This window comes from Streptomyces sp. NPDC031474 (assembly GCF_055581185.1).
Genome location: NZ_JBVIJX010000001.1, coordinates 405,580 through 420,832, shown reverse-complemented (window position 1 = coordinate 420,832; position 15,253 = coordinate 405,580). Strand labels below are relative to the sequence as shown.

The 15,253-nt window shown below is 71.7% G+C and carries 16 protein-coding genes and 1 riboswitch; of the genes, 8 read left to right on the top strand and 8 right to left on the bottom strand.

Annotated elements, in window-relative coordinates:
* The first annotated feature begins 15 nt into the window (after nucleotides 1–15).
* The 3 genes from macS (at nucleotide 16) to ACZ5SK_RS01960 (ending at nucleotide 3,033) form a co-directional block, all read left to right on the top strand.
* Nucleotides 16–1,248, top strand: coding sequence for a MacS family sensor histidine kinase (gene macS, locus ACZ5SK_RS01970; RefSeq protein WP_334580853.1), 1,233 nt, complete (start codon nucleotides 16–18; stop codon nucleotides 1,246–1,248).
* Nucleotides 1,245–1,931, top strand: a complete 687-nt coding sequence (locus ACZ5SK_RS01965) for a response regulator (protein ID WP_468575103.1) — start codon at nucleotides 1,245–1,247, stop codon at nucleotides 1,929–1,931. Before macS ends, ACZ5SK_RS01965 begins: the two co-directional genes overlap by 4 nt.
* A gap of 73 nt (nucleotides 1,932–2,004) precedes the next feature.
* A complete protein-coding gene (locus ACZ5SK_RS01960) occupies nucleotides 2,005–3,033 on the top strand; it encodes a 6-phosphofructokinase (protein ID WP_468575102.1) in 1,029 nt (342 codons plus the stop codon).
* Nucleotide 3,034: 1 nt separating this feature from the next.
* Here ACZ5SK_RS01960 and ACZ5SK_RS01955 read toward each other — a convergent pair whose 3' ends face one another.
* Nucleotides 3,035–4,915, bottom strand: coding sequence for an anthranilate synthase family protein (locus ACZ5SK_RS01955; protein ID WP_468575100.1), 1,881 nt, complete (start codon nucleotides 4,913–4,915; stop codon nucleotides 3,035–3,037).
* A 102-nt stretch (nucleotides 4,916–5,017) separates the two neighbouring features.
* A complete protein-coding gene (locus ACZ5SK_RS01950) occupies nucleotides 5,018–5,074 on the bottom strand; it encodes a trp operon leader peptide (protein ID WP_071528813.1) in 57 nt (18 codons plus the stop codon).
* Nucleotides 5,075–5,169: 95 nt separating this feature from the next.
* Between ACZ5SK_RS01950 and ACZ5SK_RS01945 the strand changes: the two genes are divergently transcribed.
* Both ACZ5SK_RS01945 and ACZ5SK_RS01940 read left to right on the top strand, forming a co-directional pair.
* On the top strand, nucleotides 5,170–6,522 hold the full coding sequence (locus ACZ5SK_RS01945) for a class II 3-deoxy-7-phosphoheptulonate synthase (protein WP_334580858.1): 1,353 nt from the start codon (nucleotides 5,170–5,172) through the stop codon (nucleotides 6,520–6,522).
* Nucleotides 6,523–6,644: 122 nt separating this feature from the next.
* The gene (locus tag ACZ5SK_RS01940) at nucleotides 6,645–6,884 is read left to right on the top strand and encodes a (2Fe-2S)-binding protein (RefSeq protein WP_079662885.1); all 240 of its coding nucleotides are present in this window, start codon (nucleotides 6,645–6,647) and stop codon (nucleotides 6,882–6,884) included.
* A 14-nt stretch (nucleotides 6,885–6,898) separates the two neighbouring features.
* On the opposite strand, the gene bfr is transcribed toward ACZ5SK_RS01940, so the two are convergent.
* Complete coding sequence (gene bfr, locus ACZ5SK_RS01935; RefSeq protein ID WP_334580859.1) at nucleotides 6,899–7,378, bottom strand: bacterioferritin; 480 nt, start codon at nucleotides 7,376–7,378, stop codon at nucleotides 6,899–6,901.
* 185 nt (nucleotides 7,379–7,563) lie between these two features.
* Here bfr and ACZ5SK_RS01930 point away from each other — a divergent pair, with 185 nt between their 5' ends.
* Complete coding sequence (locus ACZ5SK_RS01930) at nucleotides 7,564–8,196, top strand: sulfite oxidase-like oxidoreductase (RefSeq protein ID WP_334580860.1); 633 nt, start codon at nucleotides 7,564–7,566, stop codon at nucleotides 8,194–8,196.
* A gap of 52 nt (nucleotides 8,197–8,248) precedes the next feature.
* Here ACZ5SK_RS01930 and ACZ5SK_RS01925 read toward each other — a convergent pair whose 3' ends face one another.
* The 5 genes from ACZ5SK_RS01925 to thiO all read right to left on the bottom strand — a co-directional run bounded on the left by ACZ5SK_RS01925 (nucleotide 8,249) and on the right by thiO (nucleotide 13,461).
* Nucleotides 8,249–9,163, bottom strand: a complete 915-nt coding sequence (locus ACZ5SK_RS01925) for a deoxyribonuclease IV (RefSeq protein WP_334580861.1) — start codon at nucleotides 9,161–9,163, stop codon at nucleotides 8,249–8,251.
* A 34-nt stretch (nucleotides 9,164–9,197) separates the two neighbouring features.
* On the bottom strand, nucleotides 9,198–11,138 hold the full coding sequence (gene pknB / locus ACZ5SK_RS01920; protein WP_334580862.1) for a Stk1 family PASTA domain-containing Ser/Thr kinase: 1,941 nt from the start codon (nucleotides 11,136–11,138) through the stop codon (nucleotides 9,198–9,200).
* 159 nt (nucleotides 11,139–11,297) lie between these two features.
* Nucleotides 11,298–12,092: a thiazole synthase gene (locus ACZ5SK_RS01915; protein ID WP_457493632.1), complete on the bottom strand. Its 795-nt coding sequence runs from the start codon at nucleotides 12,090–12,092 to the stop codon at nucleotides 11,298–11,300.
* A 5-nt stretch (nucleotides 12,093–12,097) separates the two neighbouring features.
* Nucleotides 12,098–12,298, bottom strand: a complete 201-nt coding sequence (gene thiS / locus ACZ5SK_RS01910) for a sulfur carrier protein ThiS (protein ID WP_334580864.1) — start codon at nucleotides 12,296–12,298, stop codon at nucleotides 12,098–12,100.
* The gene (gene thiO / locus ACZ5SK_RS01905) at nucleotides 12,295–13,461 is read right to left on the bottom strand and encodes a glycine oxidase ThiO (RefSeq protein WP_334580866.1); all 1,167 of its coding nucleotides are present in this window, start codon (nucleotides 13,459–13,461) and stop codon (nucleotides 12,295–12,297) included. The genes thiS and thiO overlap by 4 nt, the downstream gene beginning before the upstream one ends.
* Nucleotides 13,459–13,570: riboswitch (TPP riboswitch) on the bottom strand. (Overlaps the previous gene by 3 nt.)
* A 52-nt stretch (nucleotides 13,571–13,622) precedes the next feature.
* Between thiO and ACZ5SK_RS01900 the strand changes: the two genes are divergently transcribed.
* Entirely contained in the window at nucleotides 13,623–13,973 is a 351-nt protein-coding gene (locus ACZ5SK_RS01900; RefSeq protein WP_334580867.1) for an avidin-fold protein, read from the top strand.
* A gap of 32 nt (nucleotides 13,974–14,005) precedes the next feature.
* Nucleotides 14,006–15,253 carry an NAD(P)/FAD-dependent oxidoreductase gene (locus ACZ5SK_RS01895; RefSeq protein WP_334580868.1) on the top strand — a complete coding sequence of 416 codons (1,248 nt, stop codon included), beginning with the start codon at nucleotides 14,006–14,008 and terminating at the stop codon, nucleotides 15,251–15,253.

Genomic DNA, 15,253 nt, shown 5'->3' with positions numbered 1-15,253 from the left:
GGGGGGACTGGACGGATGGCCAGGCGCGAGAAAGTCATGAGGATGTCGGTCGAGCTGCCGCTGTGGCGTGCGCTCACCGCCTACCGGGTGCTGACGATGCTGTACGCGGTCGGCCTGTTCGCCACCGCCTACGACGACTACGACCGGCCCGGCATCGCCATCGCCTACTACGTCGTCCTGCTCGGGTGGACGCTCGCCACCCTGCCCCGGGTGCAGAACGCGGCGGCCTGCACCAAGCGTTTCCTCACCCTCGACCTCGCCGTCGCGCTCATCGGGATCGTCCTGACCCCGCTGGTCGTCAACGACCAGCACATCCAGGACGGCGGCCCCACCCTGCCGTCGATATGGACGGCCGGGTCGGTCCTCGCGTTCGCCATCAAGGGCGGCTGGCGCTGGGCCGCGTTCGCCTCCACGCCCGTCGCCGCCGCCAACCTGATCGAGCGCGGTCACCCGGCCCGCGACACCGTCCACAACGTCATCCTCGTCTGGGTGGCCTCCATCGCCATCGGCTACGTCGTCGAGGTCGCCCGCGCCTCCGAGCGCACCCTCGCCCGCGCCCTGGAGATCGAGGCCGCCACGAGGGAACGCGAGCGGCTCGCCCGGGACATCCACGACGGCGTGCTCCAGGTGCTGGCGATGGTGCAGCGGCGCGGCGCGGTCCTGGGCGGTGAGGCGGCCGAGCTGGGCCGGATGGCCGGCGAGCAGGAGGTCGCGCTGCGCACGCTGGTCTCCGGCGGGCTTCTGCCGCTCTCCCGGGTGTCGGAGGACGAGGCCGAGGGGGCCGTCGTCCGCGTGGTGGACGAGGACACCGACGACGACGCGGGCGCGCCCGTCGACCTGCGCGCGCTGCTCGCCCCCTTCGCCGCCGCCCGCGTCAACCTCGCCGAGCCCGGCGCGCCGGTGCTGCTGCCCGCGCCCGCCGCACGGGAGCTGGCCGCCGCCGTAAGGGCCGCCCTGGACAACGTCCGCCGGCACGCGGGGGAGGACGCCCGGGCCTGGATCCTGGTCGAGGACGAGCCGGACGAGGTGATCGTCACCGTGCGGGACGACGGGCCCGGCATCCCGGAGGGGCGGCTCGCGCAGGCCGAGGGCGAGGGGCGGCTCGGGGTCGCCCAGTCGATCCGCGGCCGGCTGCGCGACCTCGGCGGCAGCGCCGAGCTGATCTCGACACCGGGGCAGGGCACGGAGGTCGAGCTGACGGTGCCGAAGGAAACGAACGTGCAGCGGGGGAAGGCAGGACGGCGATGAGTGAAGACAAGCGCGCAGAACAGGGCCTGATCAAGGTCATGGTGGTCGACGACCACCCCATGTGGCGCGACGCGGTCGCCCGGGACCTGGCCGAGTCCGGCTTCGACGTGGTCGCCACCGCCGGCGACGGTGAGCAGGCAGTGCGCCGGGCCAGGGCCACCACGCCCGACGTGCTGGTGCTCGATCTGAATCTGCCCGCGAAGCCGGGCGTCCAGGTGTGCAAGGAGGTCGTCGCCGCCAACCCGGCCCTGCGGGTCCTGGTGCTGTCGGCGAGCGGCGAGCACGCCGACGTGCTGGAGGCGGTGAAGTCCGGCGCGACCGGCTACCTGCTGAAGTCGGCGTCCACGGAGGAACTGCTGGACGCGGTGCGCCGCACGGCCGTCGGCGACCCCGTCTTCACGCCGGGTCTGGCCGGACTGGTCCTCGGCGAGTACCGCCGACTCGCCTCCGAACCCGGCCCCGCCGCCGGCGACGAACCCGACGCGCCCCGCCTCACCGACCGCGAGACCGAGGTGCTGCGCCTGGTCGCCAAGGGCCTGAGCTACAAGCAGATCGCCGAACGTCTCGTCATCTCCCACCGCACGGTCCAGAACCACGTCCAGAACACCCTCGGCAAGCTGCAGCTGCACAACCGGGTGGAACTGGTCCGGTACGCCCTTGAGCGAGGTCTCGACGACGAGTGAGGGGCGCGCGACACTGACTCCTCGTCAGGCAGTCATGGCTCACGGTCATGACTCACGGCGAAGGGACCCGTCCATGCGCGTCGGAGTACTGACCGGAGGCGGGGACTGCCCCGGCCTCAACGCCGTCATCCGGGCCGTCGTCCGCAAGGGCGTGCAGAGCTACGGCCACGAGTTCATCGGCTTCCGGGACGGCTGGCGGGGGCTCCTCAACGGGAGGACGGTGCCCCTCGGCATTCCCGCCGTGCGCGGCATCCTGCCCCGCGGCGGCACGATCCTCGGCTCCTCGCGGACCAACCCCCTCAAGGAGGAGGACGGCGTCCGCCGGATCAGGGACACCCTCGCCGAGCAGTGCGTGGACGCCCTCGTCACCATCGGCGGTGAGGACACCCTCGGCGTCGCCGCCCGCCTCTGCGACGAGTTCGCGGTGCCCTGCGTCGGCGTCCCGAAGACCATCGACAACGACCTGTCGGCCACCGACTACACCTTCGGCTTCGACACCGCCGTCGGCATCGCGACCGAGGCCATCGACCGTCTGCACACCACCGCCGAGTCCCATATGCGGGTCCTGGTCGTGGAGGTGATGGGCCGTCACGCAGGCTGGATCGCCCTCCACTCGGGCCTGGCCGGCGGCGCCAACGTCATCCTCATCCCCGAGCAGCGCTTCGACGTCGAGCAGGTCTGCGCCTGGGTGGCCTCCCGCTTCCGGGCGTCGTACGCCCCGATCGTGGTCGTCGCCGAGGGCGCGATGCCGAGGGACGGCGACGTCGTCCTCAAGGACGGCTCGCTGGACTCCTTCGGACACGTCCGGCTGTCCGGCGTCGGCGAGTGGCTCGCCAAGGAGATCGAGCGCCGGACGGGGAACGAGGCCCGTACGACGGTCCTCGGCCACGTCCAGCGCGGCGGCACCCCGAGCGCCTTCGACCGCTGGCTCGCCACCCGCTTCGGCCTGCACGCCATCGACGCCGTCCACGAGGGCGACTTCGGCAAGATGGTCGCCCTGCGCGGCACGGACATCGTCCGCGTACCGATCGCGGAGGCGACGGCCAGACTGAAGACCGTCGACCCGAAGCTGTACGCGGAAGTGGGCGTGTTCTTCGGCTGACCTACCGGGCGCGCAGGTGCGTCGCGCGCACCCGCGCCACCAACTCCCGTACGACGGACGCCCCGTTCAGCGTCAGCACCGACTCCGGATGGAACTGCACGCCCGCGAACCCGGGCCCGCGCATCGCGTGCACCTCGCCGTTCGCGGCCCGGCTCACCTCCACGCCGTGCGCTGCCAGCTCCCGCTGTGACTCGTCGTCGCACCGCGCCACGAAGCTGTTGTAGAACCCGACGGTCTCCGCCCGCCCGAACAGGTCCACGACGGTCTGCGCCCCCTGATACGGCACCTCCTTCCGTACGATGTCCAGGCCCAGCTCCGCCGCGATCAGCTCGTGCCCGAGACAGACCCCGAGGACCCCGTCTTGGTGTTCCCGCAGGACGTGGGCCGTCAGCTCCCGCAGGAACCGCATCTTCGGGTCGGCCAGGTCGCACGGGTCGCCGGGACCGGGGCCCAGCACGAGCGGCCCCTCGTGCGCGAGCACCGCCTCCCGCAGCCCGGGCTCGTCGTACCGCCGCACGCTCACGTCGAGGCCGCTCGACCGCAGCATGTGCGCGAGCATCGCCGTGAAGGTGTCCTCGCCGTCGACGACGAGCGCGTGCCCGGACAGTTCCTCGGTCCGCTCCTGCATCCGCAGCCAGAACGGCGCCAGCGAGGCCCGGCGCCCGTCCAGCGCGGCCCGCACCCGGGGGTCGTCGGCCAGCAGGGGGCGGGTGTGCTCCGCCCGGGGCCTGCCCGGCCGTACGCCGAGCGCGGCCAGGACGCCCGCCGCCTTCGCGTGTGTCTCGGCGACCTCGCCCGCCGGGTCGGAGCCCCGCACCAGCGTGGCCCCCACCGGCACCCGCAGCCGTCCGGCCGCGTCGATGTCGGCGGTCCGGATGAGGATGGGGGAGTCGAGGGTCTGGGCCCCGCCGGCGTCACGGCCGAGCAGCGCCAGCGCACCCGCGTAGTAGCCCCGTGCGACGCCGTCCCGCCCGAGGGGCTCGTGGCGCTCGATGACCCGGCAGGCGTTCTGCACCGGGGAGCCGGTGACGGTCGCCGCGAACATGGTCTCCTTCAGGACCTCCCGCACATCCAGGGAGGACTTTCCGCGCAGCTCGTACTCGGTGTGCGCGAGATGCGCCATCTCCTTCAGCCGGGGCCCGATCACCACCCCGCCCATGTCCCCGACGGTGCACATCATCTTGAGCTCCTCGTCGACGACCATCGACAGTTCCTCGATCTCCTTGCCGTCGGCGAGGAAGCCGAGCAGCTGCTCGGGGGTGGGCCCCTCGGCCGGATACCGGTACGTCCCGCTGATCGGGTTCATGACGACCGTGCCGCCCGACATCCGGACATGCACCTCGGGGCTGGCCCCGACGAGGGTGCGGTCCCCGGTGTGCACGACGAACGTCCAGTACGCGCCCCGTTCGCCCTCCAGCAGCCGGCGGAACAGCGCGAGCGCGTCGGCCCGGCCGAACCCTTTGATCGCGCCCTCGTACGTCCGCCGGATCACGAAGTTCGCGCCCTCGCCCCGACCGATCTCGTCCCGCAGGACCCGCCCGACGATCTCCGCGTACTCCTCGTCGGCCACGTCGAAGCCGCCGTCCCGTACGTCGACGTCGTGAGCGGGGAGCTGGGCGAGAGCCTCGGCGAGCGGGAACTCATGCGACTCCTCGGGGGTGAGGAACGCCAGCGGGGTGCCGTCGTCGCGGACGTCGAAGCCGCGCTCGCGGATCTGCCGGAACGGGATGAGCGCCAGGCCCTCGTCGGGGAGGTCGGCGAGCCGGTCGTGGGTGGAGACCGGGCCGAGGAACACCTCGACGGTGTTCTCGTCGCGCCCGGGGGTGCGGCGGCGCAGCAGGGCGAACGGGCGGGGATCGTCGAGCAGGTCGAGCAGGTGCATGGGTCCGTTTTCCTTCTCGCTGTGAGGTGGAGAGGAACGGACCCCGACAAACGCCGAAGGCCGCCCCTCGGGCGGCCTTCGCGAAGTCTTGCGTACGCGCAGTCAGTGGGCCGCCGGATGAGCGGTCCACCACCAGTTCTGGGTCGAATGCGCGAACATGCGACGCACCCTACCCCATGCGCAGGTGAGCAGGAGTGTGTCTCACCTGTCGAGCCGTGCGAAAACGACTCGACACGACCCCGTAATGTGGAGGCGTGACCGTGAACGCTAAGACCAGCGCGAGCGCTGGCAACACCTGGCGAGACCTGCCCGCGGCGCAGCAGCCCGAGTACCCCGACACCGAGGCTCTGCGCGCAGTCGTTGCGGAGCTGGAGTCGTATCCGCCGCTCGTCTTCGCGGGCGAGTGCGACCAGCTGCGCGCCCGGATGGCGGCCGTCGCCAAGGGAGAGGCGTTCCTCCTCCAGGGCGGCGACTGCGCGGAGGCCTTCGACGCGGTGTCCGCCGACCACATCCGCAACAAGCTGAAGACGCTGCTGCAGATGGGCGCGGTGCTGACGTACGCGGCCTCGGTGCCGGTGGTCAAGGTCGGCCGGATCGCCGGCCAGTACTCCAAGCCGCGCTCCAAGGGCACCGAGACCCGTGACGGGGTGACGCTGCCGACGTACCGGGGCGACTCGGTCAACGGCTTCGACTTCAACGAGGCGGCCCGCATCCCGGACCCCGAGCGTCTGAAGCGGATGTACAACGCGTCCGCCTCCACGCTCAACCTGGTGCGCGCCTTCGCCACCGGCGGCTACGCCGACCTGCGTCAGGTGCACGCCTGGAACCAGGACTTCGTGAAGTCGTCCCCGTCCGGGCAGCGCTACGAGCAGCTCGCCCGCGAGATCGACCAGGCGCTGAACTTCATGCACGCCTGCGGGGTCGACCCGGAGGAGTTCAAGACGGTCGAGTTCTACTCCTCGCACGAGGCGTTGCTGCTGGACTACGAGTCCGCGCTGACCCGTGTGGACTCGCGCACCGGCCGGCTGTACGACGTCTCGGCGCACATGGTGTGGATCGGTGAGCGCACCCGGCAGCTGGACCACGCGCACATCGAGTTCGCGTCGAGGATCCGCAACCCGATCGGCATCAAGCTCGGCCCGACGACCACGGCCGAGGAGGCGCTGCAGTACATCGAGCGCCTCGACCCCGACCGGGAGCCGGGCCGGCTGACGTTCATCGTCCGTATGGGCGCCGACAAGGTCCGCGACAAGCTGCCCGAGCTGGTCGAGAAGGTCACGGCGTCGGGTGCGACGGTGGCGTGGGTGACCGACCCGATGCACGGCAACACCTTCGAGGCGGCCTCCGGTCACAAGACCCGGCGGTTCGACGATGTGCTCGACGAGGTCAAGGGCTTCTTCGAGGTCCACAAGGGCCTCGGCACCCACCCGGGTGGCATCCATGTGGAGCTGACGGGTGACGACGTCACCGAGTGCGTGGGCGGCGGCGACGAGATCTTCGTCGACGACCTCCACCAGCGCTACGAGACGGCCTGCGACCCCCGTCTGAACCGCAGCCAGTCCCTCGACCTGGCGTTCCTCGTGGCGGAGATGTACCGGGACCAGTAGTCGTCGGTCGTGGCAGTGGGGCGCGGATCACATACGATCCGCGCCCCACTCCACTTTTGCGGTCTCTGAGCGCCGGGTAAGGTTAGGTTAGCCTTATCGATCTCGGCGGGAGGTGAATCCGCGTGTACGTCTGCAGCTGCTTCGGAGTGACTGAAGCGCAGGTCCAGCAGCATGTGGACGGCGGCGCCTGCACGCCCCGCCAGATCGCCTCCGCCTGCAAGGCGGGGACCGACTGCGGTTCCTGCGTCCGCCGGATCCAGGCGATCCTCGGCCGGGGCGCCTGCTCGCGCCGGGACCTCACCGTCGCCGACCGCGGTGAACCGGCCCTCGCCGAGCTCCCCGACCTCAGGGAAGCGGCCTAGCCCTCAAGGGGCGGCTAGCTCTCCGGCTGTTCGATCAGCTGCGCGATGTAGAGGGCGTCACCGAGCTTGTCCACCAGCTCCAGCTGGGTGTCGAGATAGTCGATGTGGTGCTCCTCGTCCTCGAGGATCGACTCGAAGATGTTCGCCGAGGTGATGTCGCCCTTCTCACGCATCACCTTGATGCCGCGCTTCAGGCGGTCGATCGCCTCGACCTCGACCTGCCGGTCGGCCTCGAACATCTCCTTGACCGTCTGGCCCACGCGCACATGGAACAGCCGCTGGTAGTTCGGCAGCCCCTCCAGGAACAGGATCCGGTCGGTCAGTACCTCCGCGTGCTTCATCTCGTCGAAGGACTCGTGCCGCGTGTACTTCGCGAGCTTCGTCCAGCCGAAGTTCTCCTGCATCTTGGCGTGGAGGAAGTACTGGTTGATCGCGGTGAGCTCGCCGGTGAGCTGCTCATTGAGGAACTCGATGACCTCGGGGTCGCCCTGCATCGCAGAGGCTCCTTCCACGTGGGGGATCGGGGAGGTTGCCGCCGCATGATTTCACCGGTGTCGAAGATCGTCCAGTAAGTGCGTACTTAGTAAGTTAGTGCATGCTTAGTAGCAGTTGCCCGATTCGGGATATGGGTGGTCATGGCTGGTCATGTGCACCGTCCGGGGTCTGTCAGGATGGAGGCATGGGTCATCCGGTGGAGCGCACGTCTGGAGGAGAAGCGGTGTCCGAGCTTCCGCCGGGACAGCGACTGCAGCGGGGCTGGCCCGTCACGCACTACGGTCCGGTGCCCAGGTTCCGGCCCGAGCGCTGGGAGTTCAGGGTCTTCGGCGCCACCGCCGACGGTGAGAAGCGCTGCTGGAACCACGAGGAGTTCACGGCCCTTCCGTACGCGTCCGTCCTGGCCGATCTGCACTGCGTGACGAAGTTCAGCATGCTCGGCGCCGAGTGGGGCGGGATCCCGGCCCGGACCATCCTGGAGCTCGCGCCGCCCGCGCCGAGCGTCACCCATGTGATGGTGTGGGCCGAGTACGGGTTCAGCTCCAATCTGCGCCTGGCCGACTTCGCCGCCGAGCGCACGATCTTCGCCACCCACAAGGACGGCGAGCTGCTCACCGCCGAACACGGCTTCCCGCTCCGCCTGGTCGTCCCGCACCTCTACGCCTGGAAGGGCCCCAAGTGGGTCCGCGGCGTCGAGTACATGACCGCGGACCGCCGCGGCTTCTGGGAGGAGCGCGGCTACCACAACATCGGCGACCCCTGGAAGGAACAGCGCTACTCCTACCAGGAGGGCCCGGGGGACGGGCCCGAGCTCTGACCCGCGGGGGCCTGGGCGACGGGTACGGGTGCGGGAACGAGGACCGACCGCCTCAGCCGTCGCGCAGTTTCTTCAGCCGCTCCACGTCCGCCGCGTGTCCCTCCTTGCCGCCGGGGGTCTCGATGATCAGGGGGACGCCCACGGTCGCGGGGTGCGTCATCAGCGCCCGGAACGGGTCCTCGCCGATGTGACCCGCGCCGATGTTCTCGTGCCGGTCCTTGTGGGCGCCGACGACGTCCTTGGAGTCGTTGGCGTGGATCAGCTTCAGCCGGCCCTCGCCGACGGTGTCCACCAGCAGGTCCAGGGTCTGGTGCATGCCGGCGGGACCGGTCAGGTCGTGCCCGGCCGCGAAGATGTGGCAGGTGTCGAGGCAGACGCCCAGCTGGGGATGGGCGTCCAGCGCCTCGAAGTACGGCCCGAAGTCCCAGGTCCGGGAGCAGAGCGAGGCGCCCTGGCCGGCGGTGGACTCCAGCAGCAGGAACGGGTCGTCGTCGTGGGTCAGCTCGTCCAGCAGCGGCAGCAGGTGCTCGCGGACCTGCTTCAGCGCCACGGACCGGTCCCGGCCGCCCGTCGCGCTCCCCGTGTGCACGACCACGCCCAGGGCGCCGATCTCCCGCCCGCGGCGCAGCGAGTGCCGCAGCGACTCCACCGACTTCTCCACCGTCGCCTCGGTGTGCGAGCCGAAGTTGATCAGGTATGGCGCGTGTACGTACGCCGGGACCGACTCCGCCGCGCAACGCTCGCGGAAGGCCTCGTCCTGCCGCGGGTTCCCGACGGGCGTGGCCCAGCCGCGCGGGTTGGCGACGAACACCTGGACCGTCTCGGCCCTGAGGTCATGGGCGTACGACATGCCCACGTCGTGCAGACCGCCGGCCACGGGGACATGACCGCCGACGGGGTTGCGGGAGGCGAAAGGGGACGCGGAGGAGGTGGCGGCGGGGGAGGGGCAGGGGGCTTCAGGACTCACCCGTTCAGGGTGTCATGTCCGGCCGCCCCGCCGGTCACCGGATGGTGATCGTGATCGTCGACCCCTTGGGCGCGGTGTCGCCCGCGTCCACGGACTGCTTCTTCACGGTGTCGCCGAACAGCCCCAGCAGCCCACGGTCCTCCTTGACCTTGAACCCGGACTGTTCGAGGAGCGACTTCGCGTCGTCGACGCTCGCCCCCACCACGTCCGGGACCTCGACCATCTCCGGCCCCTTGGACAGCGTCAGCGTCACCGTGTCGCCCTCGGCGGCCTTGCCGTCCGCCGCCGGGGACTGCGCCGCGACCTGCCCCTTGTCGAACTCGGAGTTCACCTCGTCGGCGGAGACCTTCACCTTCAGGCCGGCCCCCTCCAGGTCCGCCCTGGCGTCGTCGAGGTCCTCGCCGGTGACGTCCGGGACGTCGATCGGGCTGCCCTTGCTGACGACGAGGGACACGGCGGTGCCCGCGCGGCGCTTCGCCCCCGCCTGCGGGTCCGTGCTGATCACGAAGCCCTTGATGACGTCCTTGCTGAACTCCTGGGTGACCAGACCCGGCTCCAGGCCGTCCGTCTTCAGCAGCTGCTCGGCCTTGTCCAGCCGGGAGCCCTGCACGTCCGGCACCTTCACCATCTCGGGGCCGTCGGAGACGGTGAGCGTCACGGAGCCGTGCTTGCGGATGCGGGCGCCCGGATCGGGGTCGGTGTCCAGGACCGTGCCGCGCCGGACGGTGTCGCTGTACTCGTGCCGGACCTTGCCGACCTTGATCCCGGCCGCCTCCAGCCGCTTCCTGGCCTCGGCCTCCTTCTGCGTCAGCACCGCCGGCACCCTGGTGAACTGCCCGGAGTTGATGTACCAGACGCCCGCGCCCACGCCGAACACCAGCAGGGCCACGGTGATGAGCGCGAGCACTCCGCGCCCGGGCCGCCGCACGGAACGGCGCCGGGGCGGCAGGGGCGGCGGACTCCGGAACAGGGAGGTCCGGTTCAGGGCGGCCTCGTCGGCGGGCTCGTCCTCGTTGACGGGCAGTGGCCGTGGCACCGTCAGGGAGCGCGGGATGACGCTCGTCCGGTCCTCGGCGATGTCGTGACCGGCGGAGACGGCCTGCGGCGGCAGCGCGTCCAGCTGGTCCTCGGTGAGCGGGGCACGCGCTCCTCGCACCTGCGCGAGCAGCGCGACGGCGTCGTGCGGCCGGACGTCGGGCGTGCGGGCGGTGGCCGAGGCGACCAGCTCGTCCAGCTCGAACGGCAGTTGGGGGACGAGGGCCGACGGCGGCGGAACGTCCTCGTGGAGATGCTTGTAGAGCACGATCGCCGGGGAGTCCCCGTCGTGCGGCCTCTCACCGGTGAGCATCTCGTAGAGCACGACCCCGCACGCGTAGACGTCGACGCGGGGATCGGCGGCGCCGGGCTGATCGATCTGCTCGGGAGCGAGATAGGAGACGGTCCCGAGGACGGCCCCGGTGGTGCTGGTCACCGTGTCCACGGACCGCACCAGCCCGAAGTCGGCGACCTTGACCCGCCCGTCATCCCCTATGAGCACGTTCTCGGGCTTCATGTCCCGGTGCACGAACCCGGCCCGGTGCGCGGCGCCGAGCGCGGCGAGCACGGGCTCCAGGATGTCCAGCGCGGCCCGCGGCTGCAGTGCCCCGCGCTCGCGCAGCACGTCACGCAGCGTGCAGCCGGCGATGTACTCCATGGCGAGATAGACATACGACGCATCCGCACCCTGGTCGAACACCTGAACGACATTCGGGTGGGCGAGTCGCGCGACGGACTTCGCCTCGCGGATGAACCGCTCGACGAACACCCCGTCCGCGGCGAGCGCCGGATGCATCACCTTGAGCGCGAGCACGCGGTCCAGGCGGGTGTCCACGGCCCGGTAGACCGTGGCCATCCCGCCGACGGCGATCCGCGCCTCGACGCGATACCGGCCGTCGAGCACCTGCCCGACCAGAGGGTCCTGAAGGGTCGTGTCCACGCAGGCGAGTGTACGAGCCAGGACCGACACCACCGCAGCCTCCCTCACGATCGCCTCCTGACTGCAGCCGACCTGTGACGCGAGCGAGAAGCCGCCGCGGGCCGGATCCCCCTGGGGCGGGTTGGAGTGGCTGGATTTCGTGGGCGAGTGGGCCGGCGGTCAGAAGGCGGGACGCTCGGGGTCCAGCGCCGCCCGGCCTGCCGTGGGGGACGACGCCTCGGCGAAGTAGCGACGGGGGATCCGGCCCGCCAGGCGGGCCAGTCGTCCCGCCTCGACACCGGCCCGCATCGCCGACGCCATCCGCTCGGGATCCCTCGCCCGCGTCACCGCCGACGCCAGCATCACCCCCGCGCACCCCAGCTCCATCGCCAACGCCACATCCGACGCCGTACCGGCTCCCGCGTCCAGAATCACCGGCACACGCGCGTGCTCGACGATCAGCTGGAAGTTGTGCGGGTTGCGGATGCCGAGCCCGGAGCCGATCGGCGAGCCCAGCGGCATCACCGCCGCACACCCCGCATCCTCCAGCTTCCGTGCCAGCACCGGATCGTCGTTCGTGTACGGCAGCACCGTGAACCCGTCGTCCACCAGCGTCTGAGCCGCCTCCAGCAACTCGACCGGATCCGGCAGCAGCGTCCGCTCGTCGGCGATGACCTCCAGTTTGATCAGATCGGTACCCAGCGCCTCCCGCGCCAGCCGCGCCGTCAGCACCGCCTCCCCGGCCGTGTAACACCCCGCGGTGTTCGGCAGCACCCGGATGCCGAGCCGCTCGAGCACCGACAGCACGGAGCCGTGCACGCAGGGATCGACGCGCCGCATCGCGACCGTCGTCAGCTCGGTCCCGGAGGCGACCAGCGCCCGCTCCAGCACCTCCAGGCTGGGCGCACCCCCCGTACCCATGATCAGCCGGGACGAGAAGGACGTACCCCCGAGGACGAAGGAATCGTCGGCCATGGCGCTCAGCCTCCCTGCACGGCGGTCAGGACTTCCACCCGGTCGCCCTCGCTGAGCGCCGTCGCGGACCACCGCGCGCGCGGGACGACCGTTTCGTTGAGCGCGGCGGCCACCCCGGAGGGCGCCGGCGTCAAAGACCGTACGACGCTGTCGAGAGCCGTACCGGGAGCGCACTCCCGCCGCTCGCCGTTCACCGAGATGTTCATGCGGGCTGCTCCGAGAGTGCGGCGGCGCAAAAGCGCCGGGGCGTGAAGGGACGGGCCTCGTCCGGGAGCTCCCCGGTGGCCAGGACATGCGCCATCGCGTCACCGGTCACCGGCGTCAGCAGCACCCCGTTGCGGTAGTGCCCGGTGGCCAGCAGCAGCCCTTCCAGGCCGGTCGGCCCGAGCAGCGGCGCGTTGTCCGGGGACCCGGGGCGCAGCCCCGCGCGCGTCTCCGTCAGCGGCAGCTCGGTGATCCCCGGCACCAGTTCATGGGCGTCGCGCAGCAGCTCGTACACGCCCCCCGCCGTCACCGTCGTGTCCCAGCCCAGTTCCTCGCTGGTCGCGCCCACGACCAGCTCGCCGTTCTCCCGCGGCACCAGATAGACCTGGCTGCCGCGCACCACCGCCCGCACGGTCCGGCTCAGGAACGGCGCGTACCGCTGTGGCACGGTCAGCCGCAGGACCTGCCCCTTCACCGGCCGCACCGGCGGCAGCACGTCCTGCGGGACCCCGGCCAGCCGCCCGCTCAGACTGCCGCCGGCGAGTACCACCTGCCCCGCCCCCAGCGCCGTACCGTCCCGTGTGACGACCCCCGCGGCCCGCTCGCCCACCACGGACAGCCGCTCGGCCCACGCCCGCCGGAACACCACTCCCGCCCGCTCACACGCGGCCACCAGCGCCGCGGCCAGCCGCCGCGGATCGACCTGGTGGTCGCCGTCCACCCGCAGCCCGCCGCGCACCCCCGGCGCGAGCATGGGCTCGAGACGGCGGCACTCACGCCCCGACAGCCATTCCGACTCCAGCCCCGACTGCCGTTGCAGGGCGTGCAGTTCGCGCAGATGGGCGCGGTCGTCGGCGTCCAGCGCGACCGCGAGCGTGCCGCACCGCCGGTAGCCGAGGTCGTGGCCGGTCAGCTCCGTCAGCTCCGCCGCGAAGTCCGGATAGCGGCGTGCCGACGCGAGATTGAGGCCGAGCAGGGTCTGCTCGCCGTGGTGCAGTTCCGTGACGGCGGCCAGCATCCCGGCCGCCACCTGGGCGGCCCCGCCGCCCGGCTCCGGGTCGACCACCGCCGTGGCGAGGCCGCGCTGCGCGGCCCGCCAGGCCGTGACCAGCCCGATGATCCCGCCCCCGATGACGAGGACGTCTGACGTTCGTGGAGACGACATGGGCGTCCAGCCCCTCCCTTCGCCGGCATGACCCGGATCAGGTTCGTACGGTCGGAGGCCGCCAGCCTCCCTCTCAGCCCGGTGCGTCCGGGCTCCCGCGAGTGCTCTAGGTTGGCCACCCTAGCCCGATGCCGTATGTCTCAGTAAGGGAGCCTCCGCCCGTGCCCCGTTCGCTCGACGGTCTCGTCCTCGCCCCCGTCGCCGACCAGGCCCCGGGCCAGGTCGGCACCCGCACCCGCTTCGCCTACCGCGAGCAGGACGGCGTGATCTGGGCGGACTACGCGGGCGGCGACGTCGTACGCGGCCATCTGGTGGGTACCCGGCAGGGGGACCGGCTCGACTTCCGCTACGTCCAGCTCAAGCAGGACGCGACGACGTCCTCGGGGCACTGTGCGTCGACGGTCGTGGAGCTGCCCGACGGGCGGGTCCGCCTGGAGGAGACCTGGGAGTGGGAGTCGCAGACGGGCAGCGGCACCAGCATTGTGGAGCAGGTCACGGAACACGACGGCTGACTGACGAATAGTCAGTTGTCTAAGGTGATCAGGTGAGTGAGCAGAGGCAGGAAGAAGGCGGCCCGGCCGGGCGGCGTGTGGTGGTCGTCGGCGCGGGCATGGCCGGGGTGCAGACCGCGGTCGCGCTGCGCGAACAGGGCTTCGACGGCACGGTGACGCTGATCGGCGCCGAACCCCACCAGCCCTACGACCGGCCACCGCTGTCCAAGGCCGTCCTGCTCGGCAAGTCCGAGGGTTCCGCCTTCGACGTCGACTTCGAAGGCCTCGGCATCGAGCTGGTCCTGGGCCGCGAGGTCCTCGGCCTGCGCCCCGCCGACCACGAGCTGGACACCGAGGCCGGGCCCGTCCCGTACGACGTCCTCGTCCTCGCCACCGGCGCCGAACCGATCCGGCTGCCCGGCGCCGAGGGCGTGCCCGGCGTGCACCTGCTGCGCACCCTGGACGACGCCGAACGGCTGCGGCCCGTGCTCGCCCGGCAGCACGACGTCGTGGTCGTGGGCGCAGGCTGGATCGGCGCCGAGTTCGCCACGGCCGCACGCGAGGCCGGCTGCGCGGTCACCGTCGTGGAGGCCGCCGACCGGCCGCTGGCCGGAGCGCTGCCCGCCGAGGTGGCAGCCCCGATGGCCGCCTGGTACGCCGACAGCGGTACGGCCCTGCGCACCCACGCGCGCGTGGAGCGCGTCGAGCCCGGAGCGGTCGTCCTCGACGACGGCTCGCGGCTGCCCGCCGACGCCGTCGTGGTCGGCATCGGCGCCCGCCCCGCCACCGCCTGGCTGGCCGGCTCCGGTGTCGAGCTCGGCGCGCACCGCGAGGTCGTGGCCGACGCCTGCCTGCGCACCTCCGTGCCGGACGTGTACGCGGTCGGCGACTGCGCCTCCTTCCCTTCGGGCCGGTACGGCGAGCGGCTTCTCGTCCACCACTGGGACAACGCCCTCCAGGGGCCGCGCACGGTCGCGGCGAACATCCTCGGCGGGGCCACCGGCGAGCCCCCGGCCGTCTACGACCCGGTGCCGTACTTCTGGTCCGAGCAGTTCGGCCGCTTCGTCCAGTACGCGGGCCATCACACCGGCGCCGACCGCACCCTGTGGCGCGGCGACCCGTCGGGACCGGCCTGGACGGTGTGCTGGCTGCGCGAGGACCGTCTGGTCGCCCTGCTGGCCGTGGGGCGCCCCCGCGACCTCGCCCAGGGCAGACGGCTGATCGAGGCCGCCACACCGATGAACCCACGGCTTCTGGCGGACCCGGCACGCCCGCTGAAGGCGGCGACGGCCTCCGCGTGA

Coding starts and splice junctions, on each gene's coding strand:
- thiO (WP_334580866.1), bottom strand. CDS start 13,461: ATGTCGTCTCCACGAACGTCAGACGTCCTCGTCATCGGGGGCGGGATC.
- ACZ5SK_RS01955 (WP_468575100.1), bottom strand. CDS start 4,915: ATGCACCTGCTCGACCTGCTCGACGATCCCCGCCCGTTCGCCCTGCTG.
- macS (WP_334580853.1), top strand. CDS start 16: ATGGCCAGGCGCGAGAAAGTCATGAGGATGTCGGTCGAGCTGCCGCTG.
- thiS (WP_334580864.1), bottom strand. CDS start 12,298: ATGAACATCTCGGTGAACGGCGAGCGGCGGGAGTGCGCTCCCGGTACG.
- ACZ5SK_RS01965 (WP_468575103.1), top strand. CDS start 1,245: ATGAGTGAAGACAAGCGCGCAGAACAGGGCCTGATCAAGGTCATGGTG.
- ACZ5SK_RS01915 (WP_457493632.1), bottom strand. CDS start 12,092: ATGGCCGACGATTCCTTCGTCCTCGGGGGTACGTCCTTCTCGTCCCGG.
- ACZ5SK_RS01960 (WP_468575102.1), top strand. CDS start 2,005: ATGCGCGTCGGAGTACTGACCGGAGGCGGGGACTGCCCCGGCCTCAAC.
- bfr (WP_334580859.1), bottom strand. CDS start 7,378: ATGCAGGGCGACCCCGAGGTCATCGAGTTCCTCAATGAGCAGCTCACC.
- ACZ5SK_RS01930 (WP_334580860.1), top strand. CDS start 7,564: ATGGGTCATCCGGTGGAGCGCACGTCTGGAGGAGAAGCGGTGTCCGAG.